18 protein-coding genes are annotated in these 21,162 nt (G+C 67.2%); 1 reads left to right on the forward strand and 17 read right to left on the reverse strand.

Going from position 1 to position 21,162, the window contains the following annotated elements; translation table 11 throughout:
- Nucleotides 1–10 precede the first annotated feature (10 nt).
- The 12 genes from ACSFA7_RS22740 to ACSFA7_RS22795 are packed head-to-tail and all read right to left on the reverse strand — an operon-like array spanning nt 11 to nt 14,571.
- The gene (locus ACSFA7_RS22740; protein WP_435501463.1) at nt 11–1,156 is read right to left on the reverse strand and encodes an ABC transporter substrate-binding protein; all 1,146 of its coding nucleotides are present in this window, start codon (nt 1,154–1,156) and stop codon (nt 11–13) included.
- A 41-nt stretch (nt 1,157–1,197) separates the two neighbouring features.
- Nucleotides 1,198–2,367, reverse strand: a complete 1,170-nt coding sequence (locus ACSFA7_RS22745; protein ID WP_435501464.1) for an ABC transporter substrate-binding protein — start codon at nt 2,365–2,367, stop codon at nt 1,198–1,200.
- Nucleotides 2,368–2,425: 58 nt separating this feature from the next.
- A complete protein-coding gene (locus tag ACSFA7_RS22750) occupies nt 2,426–3,151 on the reverse strand; it encodes an SDR family oxidoreductase (protein WP_435501465.1) in 726 nt (241 codons plus the stop codon).
- Nucleotides 3,148–3,960 carry a cyclase family protein gene (locus tag ACSFA7_RS22755; RefSeq protein ID WP_042582504.1) on the reverse strand — a complete coding sequence of 271 codons (813 nt, stop codon included), beginning with the start codon at nt 3,958–3,960 and terminating at the stop codon, nt 3,148–3,150. Before ACSFA7_RS22755 ends, ACSFA7_RS22750 begins: the two co-directional genes overlap by 4 nt.
- Nucleotides 3,961–3,976: 16 nt before the next feature.
- Nucleotides 3,977–5,230, reverse strand: a complete 1,254-nt coding sequence (locus tag ACSFA7_RS22760; RefSeq protein WP_435501466.1) for an SDR family NAD(P)-dependent oxidoreductase — start codon at nt 5,228–5,230, stop codon at nt 3,977–3,979.
- Nucleotides 5,227–6,399 carry a thiolase family protein gene (locus ACSFA7_RS22765; RefSeq protein ID WP_435501467.1) on the reverse strand — a complete coding sequence of 391 codons (1,173 nt, stop codon included), beginning with the start codon at nt 6,397–6,399 and terminating at the stop codon, nt 5,227–5,229. The genes ACSFA7_RS22760 and ACSFA7_RS22765 overlap by 4 nt, the downstream gene beginning before the upstream one ends.
- Nucleotides 6,396–8,021 carry an AMP-binding protein gene (locus tag ACSFA7_RS22770; protein ID WP_435501468.1) on the reverse strand — a complete coding sequence of 542 codons (1,626 nt, stop codon included), beginning with the start codon at nt 8,019–8,021 and terminating at the stop codon, nt 6,396–6,398. Before ACSFA7_RS22770 ends, ACSFA7_RS22765 begins: the two co-directional genes overlap by 4 nt.
- A gap of 8 nt (nt 8,022–8,029) precedes the next feature.
- On the reverse strand, nt 8,030–8,518 hold the full coding sequence (locus ACSFA7_RS22775) for an aromatic-ring-hydroxylating dioxygenase subunit beta (protein ID WP_435501469.1): 489 nt from the start codon (nt 8,516–8,518) through the stop codon (nt 8,030–8,032).
- Nucleotides 8,518–9,831: an aromatic ring-hydroxylating dioxygenase subunit alpha gene (locus ACSFA7_RS22780; RefSeq protein ID WP_435501470.1), complete on the reverse strand. Its 1,314-nt coding sequence runs from the start codon at nt 9,829–9,831 to the stop codon at nt 8,518–8,520. The genes ACSFA7_RS22775 and ACSFA7_RS22780 overlap by 1 nt, the downstream gene beginning before the upstream one ends.
- A gap of 20 nt (nt 9,832–9,851) precedes the next feature.
- On the reverse strand, nt 9,852–10,844 hold the full coding sequence (locus tag ACSFA7_RS22785) for a PDR/VanB family oxidoreductase (RefSeq protein ID WP_435501471.1): 993 nt from the start codon (nt 10,842–10,844) through the stop codon (nt 9,852–9,854).
- An 18-nt stretch (nt 10,845–10,862) separates the two neighbouring features.
- Nucleotides 10,863–12,371, reverse strand: coding sequence for an indolepyruvate oxidoreductase subunit beta family protein (locus tag ACSFA7_RS22790; RefSeq protein ID WP_435501472.1), 1,509 nt, complete (start codon nt 12,369–12,371; stop codon nt 10,863–10,865).
- Between the two features lie 7 nt (nt 12,372–12,378).
- Nucleotides 12,379–14,571: a thiamine pyrophosphate-dependent enzyme gene (locus ACSFA7_RS22795; RefSeq protein WP_435501473.1), complete on the reverse strand. Its 2,193-nt coding sequence runs from the start codon at nt 14,569–14,571 to the stop codon at nt 12,379–12,381.
- Nucleotides 14,572–14,730: 159 nt separating this feature from the next.
- On the opposite strand from ACSFA7_RS22795, the gene ACSFA7_RS22800 reads away from it, so the two are divergent.
- On the forward strand, nt 14,731–15,219 hold the full coding sequence (locus tag ACSFA7_RS22800) for a MarR family winged helix-turn-helix transcriptional regulator (protein ID WP_435501474.1): 489 nt from the start codon (nt 14,731–14,733) through the stop codon (nt 15,217–15,219).
- Nucleotides 15,220–15,225: 6 nt separating this feature from the next.
- Here the strand turns inward: ACSFA7_RS22800 and ACSFA7_RS22805 are convergent, their stop codons facing one another.
- From ACSFA7_RS22805 to ACSFA7_RS22825, 5 genes are all read right to left on the reverse strand, one after another.
- The gene (locus tag ACSFA7_RS22805) at nt 15,226–16,101 is read right to left on the reverse strand and encodes a quinone oxidoreductase family protein (RefSeq protein ID WP_435501475.1); all 876 of its coding nucleotides are present in this window, start codon (nt 16,099–16,101) and stop codon (nt 15,226–15,228) included.
- A complete protein-coding gene (locus tag ACSFA7_RS22810; RefSeq protein WP_435501476.1) occupies nt 16,098–16,898 on the reverse strand; it encodes an alpha/beta fold hydrolase in 801 nt (266 codons plus the stop codon). Before ACSFA7_RS22810 ends, ACSFA7_RS22805 begins: the two co-directional genes overlap by 4 nt.
- Nucleotides 16,895–17,899 (reverse strand): 3-hydroxybutyryl-CoA dehydrogenase, encoded by a 1,005-nt coding sequence (locus tag ACSFA7_RS22815; protein ID WP_435501477.1) that lies wholly within the window; start codon nt 17,897–17,899, stop codon nt 16,895–16,897. Before ACSFA7_RS22815 ends, ACSFA7_RS22810 begins: the two co-directional genes overlap by 4 nt.
- The gene (locus ACSFA7_RS22820; RefSeq protein WP_435501478.1) at nt 17,889–18,962 is read right to left on the reverse strand and encodes an NAD/NADP octopine/nopaline dehydrogenase family protein; all 1,074 of its coding nucleotides are present in this window, start codon (nt 18,960–18,962) and stop codon (nt 17,889–17,891) included. The genes ACSFA7_RS22815 and ACSFA7_RS22820 overlap by 11 nt, the downstream gene beginning before the upstream one ends.
- A 214-nt stretch (nt 18,963–19,176) precedes the next feature.
- Entirely contained in the window at nt 19,177–21,114 is a 1,938-nt protein-coding gene (locus ACSFA7_RS22825; protein WP_435501479.1) for a DEAD/DEAH box helicase, read from the reverse strand.
- Between the last annotated feature and the right edge of the window lie 48 nt (nt 21,115–21,162).

Consider the following 21,162-nt stretch of genomic DNA (forward strand, 5'->3'; position numbering starts at 1 on the left):
CAGGTTTCTTTCAGGGGACCAGCTTCCATTGGCCCTTGTTCATCTGCACGATCACCACGCCGCGCTGGTCGGAGCCGTAGCGGTCGTCGGGCTTGAAGGTGTAGATGCCGTGCGTGCCCACCAACTCCTTGGTACTCACGATGGCATCGCGCAGCGCGGTGCGGTACTGCGGCGTGCCGGGCTCGCCTTTGGTGCGCGAGGCGGCGTCGGCCAGCAGCAGGTAGGCGTCGTAGGTGTACGAGGAGAAGGCATCGGTCGGCACCGCACCGTTCACCTTCTGGTAGGCCGCACGGAAGCCCATCGAGACCTTCTTGATCGGGTTGCTGTCGGCCAACTGGTCGGCCACGAGCACAGGGCCGCTGGGCACCTGCAGGCCTTCGATGGAAGCGCCTCCTACGCGCACGAAGTCGGCGTTGATGAGGCCGTGCGTGCCGTAGATCTTGCCCTTGTAGCCACGCTCGGCGAGTGCGATGTAAGGCAGCGCGCCGGGCGTGCCGGAGTTGCCTGCGAACACGGCATCGGGCCGCGCGGCGACGATCTTCAGGATCTGCCCCGCCACCGACGAATCGCTGCGCGCATAGCGCTCGTTCGCCACCACCTTGATGCCGGCCGTGGCCGCGCTCTTGACCAGCGAGTCGTAAGCCAGGTCACCCAGCGCGTCGGAAAAGCCGATGAAAGCCACCGTCTTCACGCCGGACTTCTGCATGCGGTCCACCACGCCCGCGACCATGAGCGGGAACGGCTGCGACACCGTCACCGTCCACGCGCCTTCGGGGCCGGCGATGGTCACCGGCGTGGGCGAGATCAGCGGCGTGTTGAGTTCGCGTGCCACCGAGGCGATGGCCATCGCGCCCGGCACGCCCGAGGTGCCGATGAGCACATCGACCTTGTCTTCCGTCACCAGCTTGCGTGCGTTGCGGCCTGCTGTGGTGGGGTCCGAAGCGTCGTCCAGCACGATCAGCTGCACCTTGCGCCCGCCGATCTCGGGATGCTCGGCGATGGCTGCGCGAATGCCCTTTTCGTAGGGCACCCCCAGTGCGGCGACAGGACCCGACAGCGAGCTGATGAAGCCGATCTTCAGATCGGCGGCCATGGCCTGTGCGGCGGCCAGTGCGACGGCGGTGACGCCGAGGATTCGGGCCAGTCTCTTTTTCATTGATGTTGCTCCAGCGTGAGGCGTGTGTTGTGTGCGTTGCATCAGGGAACCAGCTTCCACTGGCCCTTTTCGAGCTTCACGACCACACGCGAGCGCTCGTCCGATCCATAGCGGTCGGTCGGCTTGAAGTTGTAGACGCTGTGCGTGCCCACCAACTCCTTGGTGCTGACGATCGCGTCGCGCAGCGCAAGCCGGAACTGCGGCGTGCCCGGCTCGGCTTTGGTGGCGAGCGCGCGCTGCGCGGCGTCCAGGTACAGCAACCAGGCGTCGAAGGTGTAGGCCGAGAAGGCATCGGTCGGCGGCGCGCCGTTGGCCTTCTGGTAGGCAGCGCGGAAGTCCATCGACACCTTGCGGATGGGGTTGTCGTTCGGCAGTTGCTCGGCCACGATCACGGGCCCGGTGGGCGCAAGAAGGCCTTCGACGGCAGCACCGCCCACGCGCACGAAGTCGGGGTTGATGAGCGCGTGCATGCCGTAGATCTGGCCCTTGTAGCCGCGCTCAGAAAGCGCGAGATACGGCAGCGCGCCGGGCGTGCCCGAGGTGCCGGTGATCACCGCGTCGGGGCGCAGCGCCACAATCTTCAGCACCTGCCCGGTCACCGAGGAATCGGCGCGCGCATAGCGCTCGTTCGACACAATCTTGATGCCCGCGGGCTCCGCGCTCTTTTGCAGCGCGTCGTACACCAGGTCGCCCCATGCGTCGGAAAAGCCGATGTAGCCGACCGTCTTCACGCCCGATTTCTTCATGCGCTCGACCACCGCGCTCACCATCAGCGGCGCGGGCTGCGGCAGCGTGACCATCCACGAGCCCTCTTCACCCGGCAGGTTCGCGTTGGCGATGGAGATCAGCGGCGTCTTCGTCTCGCGCGCCACGCCAGCGATGGCCAGCGCGCCGGGCGAGCCCGCGGTGCCGATGATGACGTCGACCTTGTCCTCGTCGATCATCTTGCGGGCGTTGCGCGCGGCGGTGGTCGGGTCCGACGCGTCGTCCAGTTGCACCAGCTGGATCTTGCGGCCGCCGAGGTCGGCCTTGTAGGCGAGCGCGGCCTTCATGCCCTTCTCATAGGGAATGCCGAGCGACGACACCGGCCCCGAGAGCGACGTGATGAAGCCGACCTTGAGATCGGCAGCCCACGCGCCCGCAACGGCGCTCAGGGCGCCGAGGCCCAGGGCAATGCTTGCGAGGGCACGGAATCGGTTCAAGACTTTCATGGCGATGCTCCAGAGGTGATGTTTTTTGAACGAGACGAAACGAACGCTGAAATGAAAACTAGAGGGCCAGGCTGCCGACACTGGTGCCGCCACAGACGTAGAGCACCTGGCCGGTGACGAAGCTGTTGCCGGGGTCGGCGAAGAAACGCACGGCGCGTGCCACGTCGGCCGATTCGCCCAGGCGCTTGACGGGCACGGAGGCTGCGAGGGCGCGTTCCTTCTCGCTGCCGGCCTCGACGACGTCGTAGAACATGTCGGTGCGGATGGGCCCGGGTGCGACCACGTTCACGGTGATCCCGTCCGTCGCGAGTTCGAGCGCCCAGGTGCGCGCCATGCCCAGCATGCCGGCCTTGGTCGCGGAGTAGCTGGTGCGGGTCGCAAGACCCAGCGCGGCGCGCGACGACAGCAGCACGACCCGGCCGAAGCGCTGTGCGCGCATGGCGGGCAATGCGCCCTGCACGAGCTGGATCGCGCAGCCCAGGTGCAGGTCCACCAGCGCATCGAGATCGTCGAGCTTCACTTCGGACAGCAGCGCCGCGCGGATCACACCGGCGTTGTGCACGATGGTGGTCGGCGCAAAGCGCTCGACCAGTTCGCGCACCGCTTCACCCGTGGCGGCGCGATCGCTCAGGTCGACTTCGAGGCTGTGCAGCTTCGGGTGGTCGATCTCGGCCTTGCGGCGCGCGAGCGACACCACCTCGTAGCCCTGCGCGAGCAAGTCTTCGCAGATCGCCTTGCCGATGCCGGCGCTGCCGCCGGTGACGGCCGCGACCTTCGGCGTCATGCCTGCGCTCCCACCAGTGCCAGCACACGCAGCGGACTGCCACTGCCCTTTTCGATCTTGAGAGGCGGGCAGATCAGCACCGCGCCTGCGGGCGGCAGCAGGTCGAGGTTGCTCAGGCACTGGAGGCCATAGCGCCCCGCACCATGCATGTAGTAGTGGCACGGATACGGCGGACGCAAGTGATAGCCCTGCCCCGCATCGGTACCGATGGCTTCCGAGCCGAAGCCCAGCACGTCGCGCTGCTCCACCAGGAAGCGCACGGCCTCGGTGCTCGGGCCGGGCGTGTGCTGGCCGGTCTCGTCGAAGTTCTGGTAGGCCTCGGGGTCGCTGCGCTTGGACCAGTCGGTGCGCATCAGCACCCACGCGCCCTTCGGGATGCGGCCATGCGCGGCTTCGTAGCGCTCGATGTCGGCCACGCTCAACAGGTAGTCGTCGTTGCCTTGCACATCGGCCGAGCAGTCGATCACGCAGGCCGGCGCGACGAAGTTCTGCACGGGAATGGTGTCGACCGAGTTGTTCGGCAGGTCGCGGCCCGAGATCCAGTGGATCGGCGCGTCGAAGTGCGTGCCGGTGTGCTCGCCGCAGGAGAAGTTGTTCCAGTACCAGCCCGGCCCGCGCTCGTCGTACTTCGACACTTCCTCGATGCGGAAGGGCCAGCACTGGCCCATCTCGGGCGGTAGCGCGATCTGCGGGAACTCGGGCGTGAGCGTCTGCGTGAGGTCGATCACGCGGATGCGACCGCTGGCCATGGCTGTCACGAGGCCGCCGAGGATTTCGGCGGCGGACATCAGTTCGGTGGTTGTCGTCATCGTGTGGCTCCTGTTCTCAGCCGCCTGCGGCCAGCTCGCGTTCGAGCACCTTCGGGTTGTCACGCCAGCGTTCCAGCCACTCCTGTGCGACGTCCCCGGGGTAGACGTCCTCGACGCCATCGCGCAGCGCCTTCACGATGGCATTCGCCAATGCGGTGGGCGCCAGCTTGGGCGGCGGCGTGTGCTGGTTCCATTCGTCGTCGATAGGGCCCGGGAACACGTTGATCACGCGAATGCCCGCCGGCCGCATCTCCGCGCGCAGACACTGCGCGAGCGAATGCGCCGCCGCCTTCGAGGCGCTGAAGGTGCCGTGCGGCGGGAAGTTGCTCAGCGCATAGATCGACAGCAGATTGACCCAGGCCGTCGCGCCCGTCGCTCCGTCGGCCGAACGGCCCTTGAGCGCGGGGCCGAACTCCTGCGCCAGGCGCAGAAGGCCGAAGTAATTGATGTCCATCTCGGCCTTGGCCACATCGGTGCCGCGCCGTGCGCCGATGCCGAAGGTGCGATGCACCTCGGCGTTGTTGATCACGATGTCGACCTTGCCGCCGATGGAGCCCGCGAGCTCGGTCACCTGCCGGCCGTTGGTGAGGTCCAGCGGCACGAGCGTCACCTGCGGCAGCGCCGAGATGTCGTCCAGCCCGTCGCCCATCTTCTTCCAGGGTTCGGCATGGCCGACCCAGACGATGTCGGCGCCGGCCTTCACCAGCGCGCGCACAATGGCCTGGCCCGTCTCGGTCTTGCCGTCGGTTACCAGCGCCTTGCGGAACTTGGGGTCGCTGGTCATTTCGCGAAGCATCTTGTCGTCGGCCATGTGGGCACTCCCTTCATTCGGAAAACCAATGAGAACGGCCTGGCCGGCGCGGTCGAGCCGGGCGCCGACACGCACGCGCGTGGGCGCATCGCCGACCTCGCCGTGCAGGTGGACCATGAGCGTCGGACCGGCATCCAGATGCACCAGGCCCAGCCGCCAGGGCAGCCGCTCACGAAAGAACAGATCGTTGCTGTGGTGCAGCGTGGTGCTGCCGAGCAGTTCGCCCTCGCCGCTCTGTGCACGCCAGCGCAGCGCCGCGGAAAGGCACTTGTGGCAGACCTCGCGCGGCGGGTACTGCACGGTGCCGCAGTCTTCGCAGGTCTGCAGTTCGAAGCGGCCTTCGGCGGCAGCCGCCGTGAGGCCGAGCGCGACGCGGCCGCGCGCGCCGGGCGGCAGGTTCATCTGCCGGGTGCGCAGCACCGGGTTCTTGCGCGGGGGGCGCATCATCGGCATCGTCATGCGGGTCTCCCCAGGATCACCGCGCCCGTACAGAGGCAGCGGTCGTAGGTCACCATGCCGAAGCCGGCGACGAGGCCGAGTTGCGCGTCGGGCACCGCGCGCGCTCCGGCTTGATCGGTCAACTGGCGGATCGCCTCGACCATGCCGAGGAATCCACCCGCCGCACCGGCCTGCCCGGCCGAAAGCTGGCCGCCACTCGTGTTGTTCGGAAAGCTGCCGTCGAAGGTCATGGTGTGCGACTGCACGAAGGCGGAGCCCTCGCCCTTCTCGCAGAAGCCCAGGTCCTCGAACTGCATCATCACGATGACGGGGTAGTCGTCGTAGGTCTGCACGAAATCGAGCGCGGCGGGCTGCACGCCGGCCTGCGCATAGAGGTCGTCGCGGTCCTTGCGCCAGCCGCCCTGCACCATCACCGGGTCTTCGGCGTAGGCGTTGTGACGTTCGATGGCGCCGCGGATCACGGCGTGCGGCAGGCCCAGGTCGCGGGCGCGCTCCTCGCTCATCACGAGGAAGGCGTCGGCGCCGGCGCAGGGCATCACGCAATCGAAGAGATGGATCGGGTCGGAGATGGGGCGCGCGGCCATGTACTCGTCCAGCGTCAGGCCCTTCTTGAACATCGCGTTCGGGTTGCCGAGCGCGTTGGTGCGCTGGTCCACGCAGATGCGGCCGAAGTCTTCGCGCTTCGCGCCGTAGGTGCGCATGTAGTTGGCGGTGATGAACGCGAAGATCGAGTTCGGTCCGCCCGAGCCGTAGGGGTAGCTGGCATCGCGCGCGAAGTTGCTGAAGCTGCCGAGCGTCTGGCGGAAGGAGTCGACGTGGTTGGTGTCGGCGCCCACGCAGGCCACGATGTCGGCATCGCCCGCCTGCACGGCGCGCGCGGCGCGGCGCAGGCACATCACGCCCGAGGCGCCGCCGGTGGGCACATGGTCGAGCCAGCGCGGCGAGAGCCCCAGGTGCTGCGTCACGCCCACGGCCGTGTCGGGCGCGAGCGAGAAGCTGCTCAGGCACAGGCCGTCGATCTCTTCCTTGGCCACGCCACTGGCCTGAACCAGCGCCTCGATGGCCTGACCGATGAACCAGTGCGCGGTGCGCGTGGAGTAGCGCACGTAGGGCACCGTGATGGGCACGGCCACCGCGACGCCTTCGTAGGAAAGCCGTTGCCTGGTCATGCTTGCCTCTTTTTCATCGCGCGGGTGTCGATGCAGTGGCCCTGCCCCGGCAGCGACTGCGCCATCTCGCGCAGCTGGCCGCGCTGGATCTTCTGCGAGGGCGTGAGCGGCAGCGCATCGACGAAGGCGACGTAGCCCGGCGCCTTGTAGTAGGCGAGTTGATCGAGCGCGTGCTGCACGATGCTCGCGGCGACCTGCTCGCGCTGGGACGCATCGGCGTCCTCGCGCATGACGATGCAGGCCAGCACCTCGTCGCCGCGCACCGCATCGGGCGTCGCGGCCACGGCCGATGTCTTCACGGCCGGGTGTTGGTTGAGCACGCTCTCGACCTCGACGGCGGAGATGTTCTCGCCGCTGCGGCGGATCACGTTCTTCTTGCGGTCGACGAAGAAGAAGTTGCCCTCGGCATCGCGGCGCACCAGGTCGCCGGTGTGGAACCAGCCGTCGGCCCAGGCTTCGCGCGTGGCTTCGTCGTCCTTCAGGTAGCCGGAGAAGAAATAACGCCTGGGATCGTCGCCGGTGGAACGCACGAGCAGTTCGCCCGGGGCATCGACGCCGACCTCGCTGCCGTCTTCACCGACGAGGCAAATCTGCACGAAATCTTCCTGCCGGCCGAAGCAGCTCGTGCCCACGAGGCGCGGTTCGCGATTGGCCATGATGCAAGCGGCCGCACCGGTCTCGGTCATGGCCCAGGCCTCGACCAGCGGGAAGCCGAAGCGCTCCTCGAACGGCACGTGGTTCTTGCGGTCCACGCCGGCGCCGAAGCCCCAGCGGATCGCATGGTCGCGGTCGGCGGCAGACGGTGATGCCGACAGCAGCATCGCGGGCATCACGCCGAGGTAATGCACGATGGTCGCGCCGCTTTCGCGCGCGCTCGCCAGCCAGGTCTTCGGATGGAAGCGGTCGAGCTGCACCAGGCAGCCGCCTGCGACCAACACCACCATGGTGGAGAACGCCATCGCGTTCATGTGGTTGAGCGGCAGCGGCGTGATGACACGCTCGGTGTCGGGGCGAATGCTGCAGACGCCATCGAGCGTGGCATACCACTCGCCTGCGCGCAGGAAGTAGGCGTTGCTCAGGATGCATCCCTTGGGGCGCCCGGTGGTGCCCGAGGTGTAGAGCAGGCCGCATTCGGTGTCGACGTCGATGGGTTCCTGGGCGCGTGGCGCGGGGGTCTTCGCGCTGGGCACCGCGTCGTCGGGCCCCATCGTCTCGAAGGCCACGCCGGCTTGCGCCGCGGCAGCGCGCAGGTCGGCGGCGCGCTCCGGCAGCGTGACGGCGAGGCCGATCTCGCTGTGGCCGATCAGGTAGACCAGTTCGGCCGAGCGCATCTCTGCATTGATCGGCACCACGCTCACGCCCAGCGCGTTGAGCGCGAACCAGTGGAAGAGGAACGCAGGCCTGTTTTCCAGCAGCAGGCCGACGCGATGGCCGTGCCCGTAGCCAGCCTTTGCGTAGGCCGTGCGCAGTCGCTCGACCTCGGAAGCAGCCTCACCCCAATGAATGGCGCCGGCTGCGATGCCGTAAGCAGCCGCGGTCACCGATTCGGTGAACAGGAATTCAGCCTGCGGCGTGCGCTCGGCAGTCGCCGCGAAAACTTGATGGACGGTGGCGTGTGGCATCGCGTCCTTTAGATGAAAAGCTGCACGGCGGGCAGCGCCGCGTCGCAGTTGAGCAGGTTGACGCGCTTGAGCGTCATGTGCAGCGTGCCACCGTGGACCGTGAGGTGATGGAAGAAAGTGCCGACGTAAAACTGGAGTTCGTCGCCCTGCGACTCGGTGTAGTGGAATCCGGTGCGCACCACGAAACGGTTGCCCTCGGCGTCGAGGGTCTCGACCACAGGCACCTGCAACAGGTGATGGCAGCGGCTCGGCGGCTGCTGCGAAAACGCGCGCGGGCTCTTTAGGCGCTCGATGCGCAATTCGCGCAGCAGCTTGTCTTCGTAGAGGTGCGAGGTGTGGTTCAGGCCGTCTTCCTGGTCGGGAACGAGCGGCACCCAGTAGAAGGCGTCGTCGGTGAAGAGCGCGTTCCACTCTTCGTAGCGACGGGTGTCGAGCAGATGGGCTTCGTTCACGACGAAGTCGATCAGGTCCTGGCGGGTGATGTCGGTGCCGGCCATCACATCGTCTCCGTCATGCGCTGCACCCAGCTTCGGTACTGGTTGCGCATCGGCAACTCGTTGGTGCCGCCGGTGGTGATCTCGCCGCCCTTGAGCTCCGACGCGTCGTAGTCGCGGTGCAGGCTCACCCACTCGTTGCCACTCGCGTGCAGCCCGGCCTGCATGCCGCGGTAGGCCTGCAGGTCGTCATGCCCCACCACCGAGAACGGCGAGTTGATCAGCCGGTTGTACATGGTGGTGCGCTGCAGCAGCTCGGGCGGCGCGCCCTTGAGGCGAAAGGTCCAGCTCTCGATCAGCGTCTTGTCGGCCGAGATCGGCTTCACCACGCGGATCGCCTGGATCGCGCCCTTGATCGTGAGGTTCGGGTAGTACACCGTGTTGTGCCGCGCCATGCCCAGGATCTGCGCGGTCTTCTCCTCGCCATAGCGCGCCTTCATGGCGTCGTCGTATTCGGGGATCGCCTTGTACTTGCTGTGGATGCTGAAGTGCACACCCGTGAAGCTGTGGCCGTGGTCATAGGTGCGGATGCCCATATCCTCGAAGAACTTGTAGTCGGACATGAAGGGCACGAACTGCTCGACCGCCATGGGCTTGGGCTCGTCGGCGGGCTTATCGGCCCACATGCGCTTGGCGGTGCCGGCCGAGGACTCGTGCGCCACCATCGGGTGCATGGTGTCGTTGAGGTTCTCCACGAACATCTTCCAGTTGCACTGGTGCATGAAGCGCAGGCACCCGCCGGCGATTTCGAGTTCGCCCTCGGGCGAGCGGTCGGCCATGTTGTCGATGGAGCTCAGCGAGTCGCCGAAGTACTCCTTGAAGTCGGGGCCCGCGTCGTTGATCTTCACGAAGATGAAGCCACGGTGGCTGCGCACGTGCTTGAGCGTCGTCAAGCCTTTTGCCGACTCGCATTCGTGCAGCGCGGTGTTCTCGTAGCCCGTCTTCAGCGGAATCGCCAGCAGCGAGCCGTCGGTCTTGAAGGTCCAGGCGTGGTACGGGCAGCGGAAGAACTTGCCGGTGTTGCCGCAGGGCGCGCTCACAAGGCGGGAGCCCTTGTGGGCGCAGCGGTTCATCATCGCGCGCACGCTGCCGTCGGTGTGGCGCACGACGATCAAAGGGCGGCCGGCGATCTCGTTGCTGATCCAGTCGCCGGGCTTGGGCAGCTGGCTCTCGTGGCCGACGTAGTTCCAGGTGTTGGCGAAGAAGTGCTCCTGCTCCAGTTCGAAGAGTTCCTGGCTGGTGTACAGGTCGCGGTGCACGCGGTCGTTCTCCACGAGCGCGCGCACGGCATCGGGGTTGTCTCTGTATGAAGGCATGGTTCTGGTGTCTCCTTGCTTCAGATATCGAGCACCAGGCGCGCACCCTTGGCGCGCGAGATGCAGATCTGCATGACGTTGCCCTCCGCCTTCTCGCGGGCGGTGAGCACGTAGTCGCGGTGTTCGATCTCGCCTTCGATCACGGGCACGGCGCACACGCCGCATTCGCCGCGCTTGCAGTCGAACATCGGATCGCAGCCGTTGTCGATGAGGCAGTCGAGGATGCTCTGGTCGGCCGCGACGGTGAAGCGCTGGCCCGACTGGGCGAGTTCGACCTCGAAGGGCTGGTCGCCTTCTTCGGCGACCGGCTCGGTGAAGAGTTCGAAGTGCACGCGGTCGTGCTCCCAGCCGCGGGTCTGGGTACGCGCGAGCACAGCGTCGAGCATGACTTTGGGGCCGCAGACATAGAGACGATCGCCCGCAGGTACATCGTCGAGCAGCGCGTCGATGTCGAGCGGCGCGCCGGCCTCGGCATCCGCATGCACGCGCAGGTTGTCGCCGAGCAGCGCCTCGAGCTCGGGCAGGAAAGCCATCAGGTCGCGGCTGCGGCCGGCGTAGTGCATGCGCACCGGTGCTTCTTCGGCGCGGCGGCGCGCTGCCATGGTGGCGAGCGGTGTGACGCCGATGCCGCCGGCCACCAGCACCGAGCCGCCGGGTCCGGTGTGCAGTGGAAAGTCGTTCTTCGGCGCCTCGATGGCGAGCGTGTCGCCTTCCTTCAGCCCTTCGTGCATGAAGCGCGAGCCGCCGCGGCCTTCGGCCTCCTTGCGCACGGCGATCACGTATTCGGTCGGCGCATTGGTGGCATTGCGCGCAGTCGCGAAGTTGATCAGCGAGTAGTGGCGCCAGTCGGTCTTGCCGTCGGGCAGCGAGACCTGCACGCGAATGTGGGCACCGGCTGCAAAGCCGGGCAGCGGCCGGCCGTCTTCGGCGCGCAGGCGCAGCATGCGGATCAACGGATTGAGTTCGCGCGCTTCGGCGACGCGAAGCTGGAGCGTGGCGGTGGGAGCGGTCATCGTGCGTCCGTTGTCTCTTCAGGCCAGCGCGTGCTGCGCCAGTGCGGCCTGCAGCTTGTGCCCATGTTCATCGGCGAGCGCCGCATCGCGCAACTCGCGCAAGGTGGCGGGGGCGAGTTGCGCACCGGCGCGCTCGACGGCGCGCATCACGGTGTCGTAGTTGCGGATGCCGCGTTCGTGCGTGTCGCTGTAGCCCTTGACCAGGCGCTGGCACTGCGCGAGTTCCACCGCCAGCTCGGGGTTGCGCCGCGCGGTGGCGGCGATGCGTTGCAGCCATTCCTCGATGCGGCGGTTTTCTTCGGCGTAGCGCATCGTCGAGAGGCGCCAACGTTTCATCGCGGCCACAGTACGCAGCATCAGGTAGCCGCGCAGTGAACTGGTCCGGATCACGCGGCCCTTCTGCGTGAAGCGCTCGACGATCTTCTTCGGCAGCGTGGAATTCATGAGCCAGCGGCCGATGCCGCCCGGCAGCGTCTCGCAGATTTCCTGCAGGCGCGGGTGCATGTATTCGTTGATCGCGAGCACTTGGCCCGGCTGCACGCGGGCTTCGCCGCGCACGCGCTCGAAGCGGGTGGCGCGGGTCTTGAGGGCGGCCACGCGGGCGGTGTCTTCGTAGGACATCCAGAGCGCGAGGTGGCGTGCGGTCTCGCGCAGCAGGCGGTGCTCGTCGTTGCTCGGCAGCGCGGCAATGGCGGCCATGCGGTCGAGGTACAGGGCGGCGTAGTCCGTGTCCTGGTAGTCGATGAGACGGCGCACGCCTTCGAGCAGGAAGTCCTGTGCGGCCAGCGGGAAGTCACGCTGCGCGCGCTCGACCAGCGCGCGCACGGCGGGGTGGCGTGGCTGCGGCGCCGGCATCGCGGGCGTCACTTCGGGCGGTGTCTCGCCGTCGTCGCCTGCCTGCGCACGTGCGAACGCACCGCCGAAGGCCTTCAGGCTGGGCTTCACGCCCACGCCACCGCGCTCGACCGTTGCCTCGAACTGCGCGCGGCTGAACGGCAGCACGCCGGACCCTGCGAGCGCACCGAAGAGCACCGCGCTGATCACGCTGCCCGACGCCTCCGCCGCCTGCGCCATGTCGAAGCGGATGAAGCGCTTGGCGGCCTTGGCCGTGTGCGCGAGCAACTGGGCGCTGTCGACGCGGCCGTCGCCCAGCGCGCTTTTTTCTGCAATGGAGAACACGCGATGCGTCGATGCGATGAGCGTGGTGCGGTCGTTCGTGACCAGCCCGCGCTGCACCGCGCGGCCGGCTTCCATGAGCTCCGATGCGAGCACCACATCGACGTCGCCCGGCAACGGCATCAGCGCCAGCACGGGTCGGCCGCCATCCGACTCGGCTTGCGCGATCGGGTACAGCTCGACGTAATAGATGGTCGCGCCGGTGCGCTGGGCCACGCCGGGCACCGAAGTGGTCTGGGCCACATAGCCGTTGGCCTCGCCCATGTCGACGATCCAGTCGGCCAGCACGCCGCCCCCTTCCCCGCCCATGGCGAGGATCGCGATCTTGATCGGTTGTGCCTTGATGTTCATCATCGCTTCAGAAGGCATAGGCTTCGCGGCGGCGCGCCTCTCCGCGCTGCAGCGAGCCGATGACGGCAGAACGCACGCGCTCGCGCAGCTTGTCCCAGCCGGTGGGGTTGCTCACGATCTGCGCCTTGTAGAACGAGGGGCACAGCACCGCGGCATGCGAGACCTCGCCGCACACGCCGCAGCCCACGCAGCTGTCGAGCACGGTCGCGACCGGATCGGTGCGCAGCGGATCGGGGTTGGGCTTGATGGAGAGCGACGGGCAGCCCGACAGGCGGATGCACGAGTGGTCGCCGGTGCAGGTGTCGGAGTCGACGCCGAACTTCTCGCGCACCATGCGCTTGCCGTCGGCGATGGCCTTGCGCACGAGCGGCTTCTCGCGGCGCTGCTTGTTGAGCATGCACTCCGACTGCGCGATCAGGACCTTGGGGCCCTTCTTCGTGGTTGTGAGCGCTTCTTTCAAAGCATCGCGCATGCCGGCCACGTCGTAGGTGCGGCGCAGCGTCTTTACCCATTCGACGCCCACCCCGCGCACGGCGCGCTCGATCTCGTGGCCGGTGCTGCGCGTCTTGTTGACGGCGTTCGACGAGAGGATGTCCTGCCCGCCCGTGGCCGAGGTGTAGTTGTTGTCGACGACGATGGTGAGGTTGTCGCTCTTGTTGAAGACCGAGTTCGCCACGCCGCTGGTGAGGCCGTTGTGCCAGAAACCGCCGTCGCCCATCATCGAGATGGCACGCTTGCCCGCCGGCGCATTGAGCGCCGAGGCGCCAGCGCCGCCGAGGCCGTAGCCCATGGTGGTGTTGCCGATGTTGAAAGGCGGGAGGATCGAGAACAGGTGGCAGCCGATGTCCGCGCTCACGTGGTGCGCGCCGAGTTCGCGCTCGACCAGCTTCATCGCGCTGAAGATCGGGCGTTCGGGACAGCCGGTGCAGAAACCCGGCGGGCGGGCATGCACGACGTCGCCGAGTGCCGTGGAAGGCGTGGCCAGCTCCGGAGCAGCGTCAACACCGATGGCGACTACTTCTTTCAGTGGGATCACCTTGCGCACCGGTGCAGGCACCGGCAGCGGCGCAAGGCGTTCGTAACGCTCGCAGAAAATGCGCGCGCCCTTCAACAGTTCGGAGGACGTGTACTCGCCGGCGACGGGCAGCATGTCCTTGCCGTGCAGCGCGGTGGTCGAGCCGGCCTGGCGCAGGATGGTCGCGAGGTTCTGCTCGACGAAATTGGGCTGGCCCTCTTCCACGATCAGCACCGCGCGCTTGCCCTCGCAAAAGCGGATGACTTCGCTCTCGATGACGGGGTAAGCCACGTTCATCACGTAGAGCGGCACCTTGGTGTTGCCGTACACGTCGGCGAGGTCGAGCCGCTCCAGCGCGCGCAGCAGCGTGTTGTAGCTGCCGCCCTGCACGATGATGCCGATGTCGTCGGCGTCCTCGGAGAAGAACTCGTTGAGCTGGCGCTCCTCGATGAAGCGCACCGCGGCGGGCCAGCGGTCCTTCACCTTTTCCTGTTCATGCACGAAGCTCGCGGGCGGCAGCACGATGCGGCTCACGTCGCGCTGCGGGTTCTCCAGCGCCTCCTGCAGCGTGAACTTCGCGCGCTTGTTGTCGCCGGCGATGAAGTGGCCATGCACGTGGCAGGCGCGGATGCGCAGCTGCAGCATCACGGGCGTGTTGCTGGCCTCGGAGAGATCGAAACCCGTCTTCACTGCATCGACGATGCTCGGCAGGTTGGGGCGCGGATCGAGCAGCCAGATCTGCGACTTCATCGCGAACGCATGGCTGCGCTCTTGCATGATCGATGAGCCTTCGCCGTAGTCCTCGCCCACGATGATGAGTGCGCCGCCGGTCACGCCGCCCGAGGCGAGGTTGGCCAGCGCATCCGACGCGACGTTGGTGCCCACGGTCGCCTTGAAGGTGACGGCCCCGCGCAGCGGGTAGTTGACTGATGCAGCGAGCGTGGCGGCGGCGGTGGCTTCACTCGCGCTGTTCTCGAAGCGGATGCCCTGCTCGGCGAGGATGTCCTGCGCATCGGCCAGCACATCCATCAGGTGCGAGATGGGTGCCCCTTGGTACCCAGCCACATAGGAAACTCCCGATTCGAGCAAGGCCTTGGTGACCGCCAGAATGCCTTCGCCACGAAATACATCTCCGCCGGAAAGCCGCAGCTTCTTGACTTCCTCGACGAACGAACGCTCAGCCATGTGGATCCTTCTTCTTTCTCGTGGGAGGATGCGCTTCAGGTGCCACATCACGCTTTCTATAATGTTGACAAATGAATGTATCCACAATCATGAATTACCCTAGACATGCAAGCAGCGTGCCCACGACTGGCTTGGCGTGCCTGGCTGTGAGGTGCCTTCATGGCTGAACAAGACCTACCAACCGAATCGCATCGCTTCGTCGACGACTACCTGCCGGCACTGCTCGCGCAGGCCAGCCAGCTGATCTCTTCGGAGTTCCACGAGGTGGCACGGCAGCAAGGTTTCTCGGTGTCGGAGTGGCGCGTGATGGCGTCGCTCGCCGGCAGCGAGGCGATCAGCATCGGTCAGCTCGCGCAGGTGACCGTGACCAAACAGCCGACGGTGACACGCCTGCTGGACCGCATGGAATCGCGCGGACAGGTGGAGCGCCTGCCCCATGAAAGTGACCGCCGCATCACGCTGGTGCGCATCACGCGCAAGGGGCTGAAGGCTGTCGAGCACCTGATGGAACTCGCCCGCGAGCACGAGCGGCGCGTGCTCGAACCCTTCGGCCTGCGGCGGGCCGAGGAACTCAAGCAGACATTGCGGCGGATGATCGAACTGCACGTGCATGTGCCGCTCGAGGAGTCCGACCCGGAAGAGGACTGAGGCCGTCTAGGGCACGAGCACCGCGCGGCCGCGATGGCCGCGTTGCGCGATCCATTCGAGCGCAACGGCGGCGTCGGCCAACGGAAAGCGCTGCACTTCGAGATGCAGACGGCCGTCGGCCAATCGCGCGAGCAACTCGGGCGCCGCGGCGCGACCCGCCGCCTCTCGCCGGAACATGTTGAGCGGCAGCAGCGCAACGTCGCGCTGCAGGAAGTGCGCAATGTCGAGCTGCAGCGTGGAGCCTGCGGTGTAGCCGATCAGCACCGCGCGACCGCCGGGCCGCACAGCAGGCAGAGACGCTGCGAGGACATGGCCACCCACCGTGTCGATGAGCAGGTCGGCGCTGGCGGTTGTGGGTGCGATGTTCGGATCGACCGGCGTCACGATGCACCCTGCATCGCGCGCAAGTTGCATGGCGAGAGAACCCACCGCACCGCTCGCACCCGTCACACGGACTTGCTCTCCAGCCTGCAGCTTTGCGACTTCATGCAGCGCCACCCACGCCGACGTGGTAGGCGAGAAGAACGCAGCGCCGAGCGTCATCGGCAACGCATCGGGCAAGAGGCCGAGCGCTTCGTCGGGCGCATCGATCTGCTCGCACCATGTGCCGTCGAACAGGGTACCCAGGCCGCTGCCGCGCAGCCACACGCGTTGTCCGATCTCGTAGCGCCCGCTCGCGACGACGATGCCCGCGGCTTCCACGCCCGGCGTGTAGGGCAGCGGCGGATGCCGCAGGAAGCTGCCGCGCCACACCGTACGGTCGATGTGACCGACCGTGGCGGCCTGCATGCGCACGATGGTGCGGCCGGGGCGCGCGACGGGATCGGCCACCTCCTCCAGCACGGGCACTGCATCGAAACCATGGATACGGATGGCTTTCATGGCAGCGTGGAAAGAAAGTCGGTCACGGTCTGCGCGAAGGCTTCAGGCATCTGGTCTGGCAGCGGCACCATGCCGCCTTCGATGTCGACGATGCGCGCTTGCGGCAGATGATGCTGCAGTTCGGCGGCATGCGGTGCGGCGAACGGATCGTCGGTGGCGCGAATGATGAGCACAGGCTGCGTCACGCGGCCGATGCGGTCTTCCATGCGGTAGGACGCGACGGCGCGATGGCCCTCTTCCACGCGATGGCCGACCTTCAACGCATCGAGCACGAAGGCTTCGAGCAACTCTGGTCGTCCCACCGGATAGAAGCCCTGGCGCTTTTGCCACAGCGCAGCGAGATGACTTCCGTCTTCGCTCGGCGTGACCTCGTCGATAGGCGGTCGCTGCGCGCGCGCGATGCGAAAGGGCTCGTCGGTGTATGGCATGGACGACAGCACCAGGCCACGCACGCGATCCGGAAACGCAGCCGCCAGTTCGATCGCGACGACGCCGCCCGTGTGATGGCCCACGACGTCGGCCTGCCGGATGCCCAACACATCGAGCAGTTCGCACGCCACACTCGCCCATTGTCCGATGCTCGCGGGCACGCCGCCGTCCGAGGAATCGCCGAAGCCTGCCGTGTCCATCGCGATGGCGCGGTAACGCGCGCTGATCAGCGGAAGCACCTCGCGGTACTCGACCCAGCTGCGCGGCGACTGGTGCAGCAGCAGCACGGCCGGCGCATCCGCATCGCCGCACACCGCGTAGTGCACCTGCCCCACCGACAGGTCGGCGAAAGCACGGCGAATCGTCATGACAGCGTCTCGGTGGCGGCGGCGCGCCATAGGCCTGCATGCTTCAGCTCACCGAGCGTGCGCGAGAGCACGTCGCGTCGGTACGCGGCGATGTCGCGGCCCTCGTAGTCGTAGAAGCCGCTGCCGCTCTTGAGGCCGAGGCGCCCTTCCGCGACCATGCGATCGACGATGGCCGGCGCGGTGTAGCGGCCCTTGTCGATCGAGGCCGACATCTCGCGGCTCGCGTGGTGCAGGATGTCGCAACCACCGAAGTCGATGAACTCGACCACGCCGAGCGCAGCGAAGCGAAGGCCCAGGCCGTAGCGCGTCGCCTTGTCGATTTCCTCAGCGGTGGCGACGCCCTCCTCGATCATGCGGGCCGCCTCGTTCATCACCAGCGCCTGCAGGCGCGGCACGATGTAGCCGGGCGAGGCACCGCAGACCACGGGCAGCTTGCCGATCTCTTCCATCAGCGCCTTGGTGCGCGCGAGCACGGCGGCATCGGTGCCGGGGTGGCAGCTCAGTTCCACCACGGGGATCACATACGCCGGGTTGAGCCAGTGCATGTTGAGAAAACGCTCGGGCAGGCGCACCAGCGCCGCAAGCTGCGTCACGAGGATGCTGCTGGTGGTCGAGGTGAGGATCGCGTCATCGCGGCAATGGCGGTTGAGGTGCTCGAAGGCCTCGCGCTTGGCTTCCAAAGTTTCGGGGACGCCTTCGAACACCAGCTCGGCGACGGCGAGCGCCTGCGGGGCGGCTGCGGCATTCACGAAGTCCACGCGCGCGGCGATGGGCTGGATCTGCGCCGCATCGATCACGCCGAGTTGCGCGAGGCCTGCGAGGCTGGCTTCGATCTCCGACTTCGCTTCGTCGCGAAGGCGCAGCCACGCGTCGTCGCTGCGTGGGCGCAGATCGATCAACGAGATGCGGTGACCGGCATACGCGAACGCGATCGCGATGCCGCGCCCCATGCGGCCGGCGCCGACTGCCGCGAAGCGAGGCAGCGCGCACTCATTCGCCATCGTGCAGCCTCTGCTTGAGCTGCGCCGCGCTCAGATCGGCAAGGCCCAGGCTCTCGAAAGTGCGCGGGCCGTGGCGCAGGTCGCGGCCGAGAAAGCCGCCGACGATAGCCAGCAGGCCGTGCGCGATGGGGGCGTCCACGCCCGCATGGCGCGCGGCCGAAGCGAGGAAGGCCAGGCCGAGTTCGGTGTCTTCGGTGATGTAGCGGTGCGTATGCAGGTCGATGTTCTCGCGCCAGTCGCCCGACTTGACGAGCTGCTTGTGCGCGTCGCCATACATCCACTGGTCGTTGTTGTAGTGGTCGGCCAGCGGATAGTGCGGCGTGCCCTGGCCGAAGGCTTCGCGCACGGCCATGCGCTCGCGGTCGAGCCGGTCGGTCACGTCCCGCACCGCGCGCTGGGTGCCCTCGTTGTGGATGTCCCAGCGCTCGAAGTGCTGCAGCGGGGCGGCGTTCATCACCATCAGCGGCGGGTGGATGACCGGGCCGGCGTTCATCAGCGCGCCCGAGAGCGCATCGCCGCAGCCGTGCACGGCTGGATAGGCCTTGCGGATCACCTCGATCGCCTCGGCCTCCTTGCGCGCCGGGTAGACGCCGGTCGGCAGGCGGATCGCCCTGATCGTGACGTTCACTTCGCGCTCGCCGTGCTTGCGCGCGAGGTAGGGCAAGGTGCCGGTCTCGGCCCAGGCCACGTCGGCGTGATTGCCGGCCCCCTTCACTGAGCGCGCCATCACGTAGCTGCCGAAGGTGCCCGGCGGCAGGAAGACGACCTGGCCGTCGACGAGGTGCGGTGCCATGGCGAGCGCGATGTCGTGCTGGGCGATGGCAGGGGTGGGGATGACGATCAACTCGGCACCCTTGAGCGCCGCGGCGATGTCGGCGGTCGCAAGTGCGAGCGCCACTTCGCGTGCGCCATCGGCATCCTTCAGCGTGATCACGCCGGCTTGCACGACCGGCGCGAGCGCCGCGGCATCGCGACGCCACAGGCGCACCTCGTGACCGGCTTCGGACAGGTCCGCGGCGGCTGCATAGGCACCGTGACCACCGCCAAGAATCGCAATTTTCATGTTCGGAAATTTGAAAAGCAGATGTCGATGAACCGGCAGCCGCGGCGCGGACCGGGGAGTAATGCGCTATTACATTACTTTTCATCGATTCAGATGTCAATCAAATACCGCGACAGCCGCCCCCTCGGAAACCCGCAATGAAAAAGCCCGCGCTTCTTGCGAAGCGCGGGCTTTCTTTTGGGGCGAAGCGACCGGTCGGCCGCTCTGCAATGGATCAGCGCGAGGGCTTGAACGCACGCTTTTGTGCGTCGCGGGGCACGAAGACCTTGCCCGGGCCGCCATGGCCTGCGCCATTGCCACGCGGAGCGAAACCTTCGCGGGGTGCGAAGCCTTCACGGGGCGCGAAGCCGCCGTCGCCGCGACCACCAACGTGGTGACCCTGGCCGTGGCCGCTGCGCGGGGCGCTGTCGCCCCAGCCCGGCTTGCGGCCGTAGCCTGCGCCACCGCCGTTGTTGCCGCCGTCGTCACGACCGCCGCCGAAGCCGGCGTTGTTGCCGCCCTGGAAGCCACGCGGGCCTTGGCCTTGGGCCGGGCCGCGTGCATTGCGGTCGTTGAAGCCGCTGGAGCCGGCGTAGCCGCCGCCGTTGTTGCCGCGATAGCCACCGCCGCCGCCTGCACCGCCACTGCCAAACTTGCGGTCGCGCGACTGGTTGTCTCCACGGCCACCGCGGTACTCGCCCATCGGGGGGCGCGATTGCGGCATGCGCTGTTGCGGCTCGAGACCGGCAACCACTTCAGCCTTGAACTGTTGGCGGCTGTATTGCTCGATGTCCATGATCTTGCGGCGATCGCGGAACTCGGCAAACGTGATGGCCAGGCCATCGCGGCCTGCACGGCCGGTGCGGCCGATGCGGTGGGTGTAGTCCTCGGCCTTCATTGGCAGGCCGAAGTTGAAGACGTGGGTGATGGTCGGCACGTCGATGCCACGGGCGGCAACGTCGGTCGCCACCAGGATCTGCACCTGGCCCTGGCGCAGCGCCATCAGGCGGCGATTGCGCAGGCCCTGGCTCAGGGCGCCATGCAGCGCCACGGCGCTGAAGCCTTCTTGCTGCAGGTCGTTGGCGAGGCCGTCGCACTCGACTTGCGTGCTGGCGAACACGATCGCCTGGTTGATGCTGGTGTCACGCAGCCAGTGGTCGAGCAGCTTGCGCTTGTGCTGGCTGTTGTCGGCCCAGTACAGCGATTGCTTGATGTTGACGTGCTTTTCCTGCGGGCTGTCGATGGTGATGCGCTGCGGCTCGCGCATGACGCGCTGGGCCAGTTGCTGGATGCGCGGCGCGAAGGTGGCGCTGAACATCATCGTTTGCTGGCGCTCGATGGTGAGCTGGTTGACTTCGGCCAGGTCGTCGGAGAAGCCCAGGTCGAGCATGCGGTCGGCTTCGTCGACCACCAGGAACTTGACCTGATCGAGCTTGAGTTGCTGCGAGCGTTGCAGGTCGAGCAGACGGCCAGGCGTGGCAACCACGAGGTCGGCGTTCTGCAGCTTGGCGATCTGCAATTGGTAAGGCATGCCGCCCACCACGTTGGCGATGCGCAGGCCGCGGCAATGGCGGACCAGTTCGATGGCGTCGTGCGCGACTTGCTGAGCCAGCTCGCGCGTCGGGCACAGGATCAGGGCGCCGGGGGTGGCGGCCTTGAAGTGGCGGGCGTTGGTCGGGTCCTTGCGCTTGGGCTTCTTCGGCGCAGCTTCACCGCGGGCAGCGGCTTCGGCGGCGAGGCGCTGGAACTCGGCCTTGGCTTCCGCTTCGGCTTCGGCCTGGCGCTTCAGGAGGGTGTGCAGCACGGGCAGCAGGAAGGCTGCGGTCTTGCCCGACCCGGTCTGGCTCGAGACCATCAGGTCGACGAAACGGGCCTTGCCGTCCTGGCCGGCTTCGCCGCCCATGGCGAGCGGGATCACCTTGTCTTGCACGGTGGTCGGCTGGGTGAAGCCCAGGTCGGCCACGGCGGCGATCAGTTCGGGTGCGAGGCCCAGGCGGATGAAACCGTTGGGCAGGCTGGGTTCCTGTTCGACCGCGGCGATCTCGGGGGCAGCTGCATCGAGCGCCTCGAGGATCGGCGCTTCGGACACAGTGTCCACAGCGGCGGTGAATTCGTTGTTGGTAGCGGATTGCACAGGCGCGAACTCGCCCTGCGCTTCAAAAGCGTCGGTCATGTAGATATCAATCTCAAACGCAAGCGCTGCCGTAGGCGGCGCCCCGTT

Origin of the sequence: Variovorax trehalosi, assembly GCF_051216415.1 — a bacterium.
Classification (GTDB): Bacteria; Pseudomonadota; Gammaproteobacteria; order Burkholderiales; family Burkholderiaceae_C; genus Variovorax.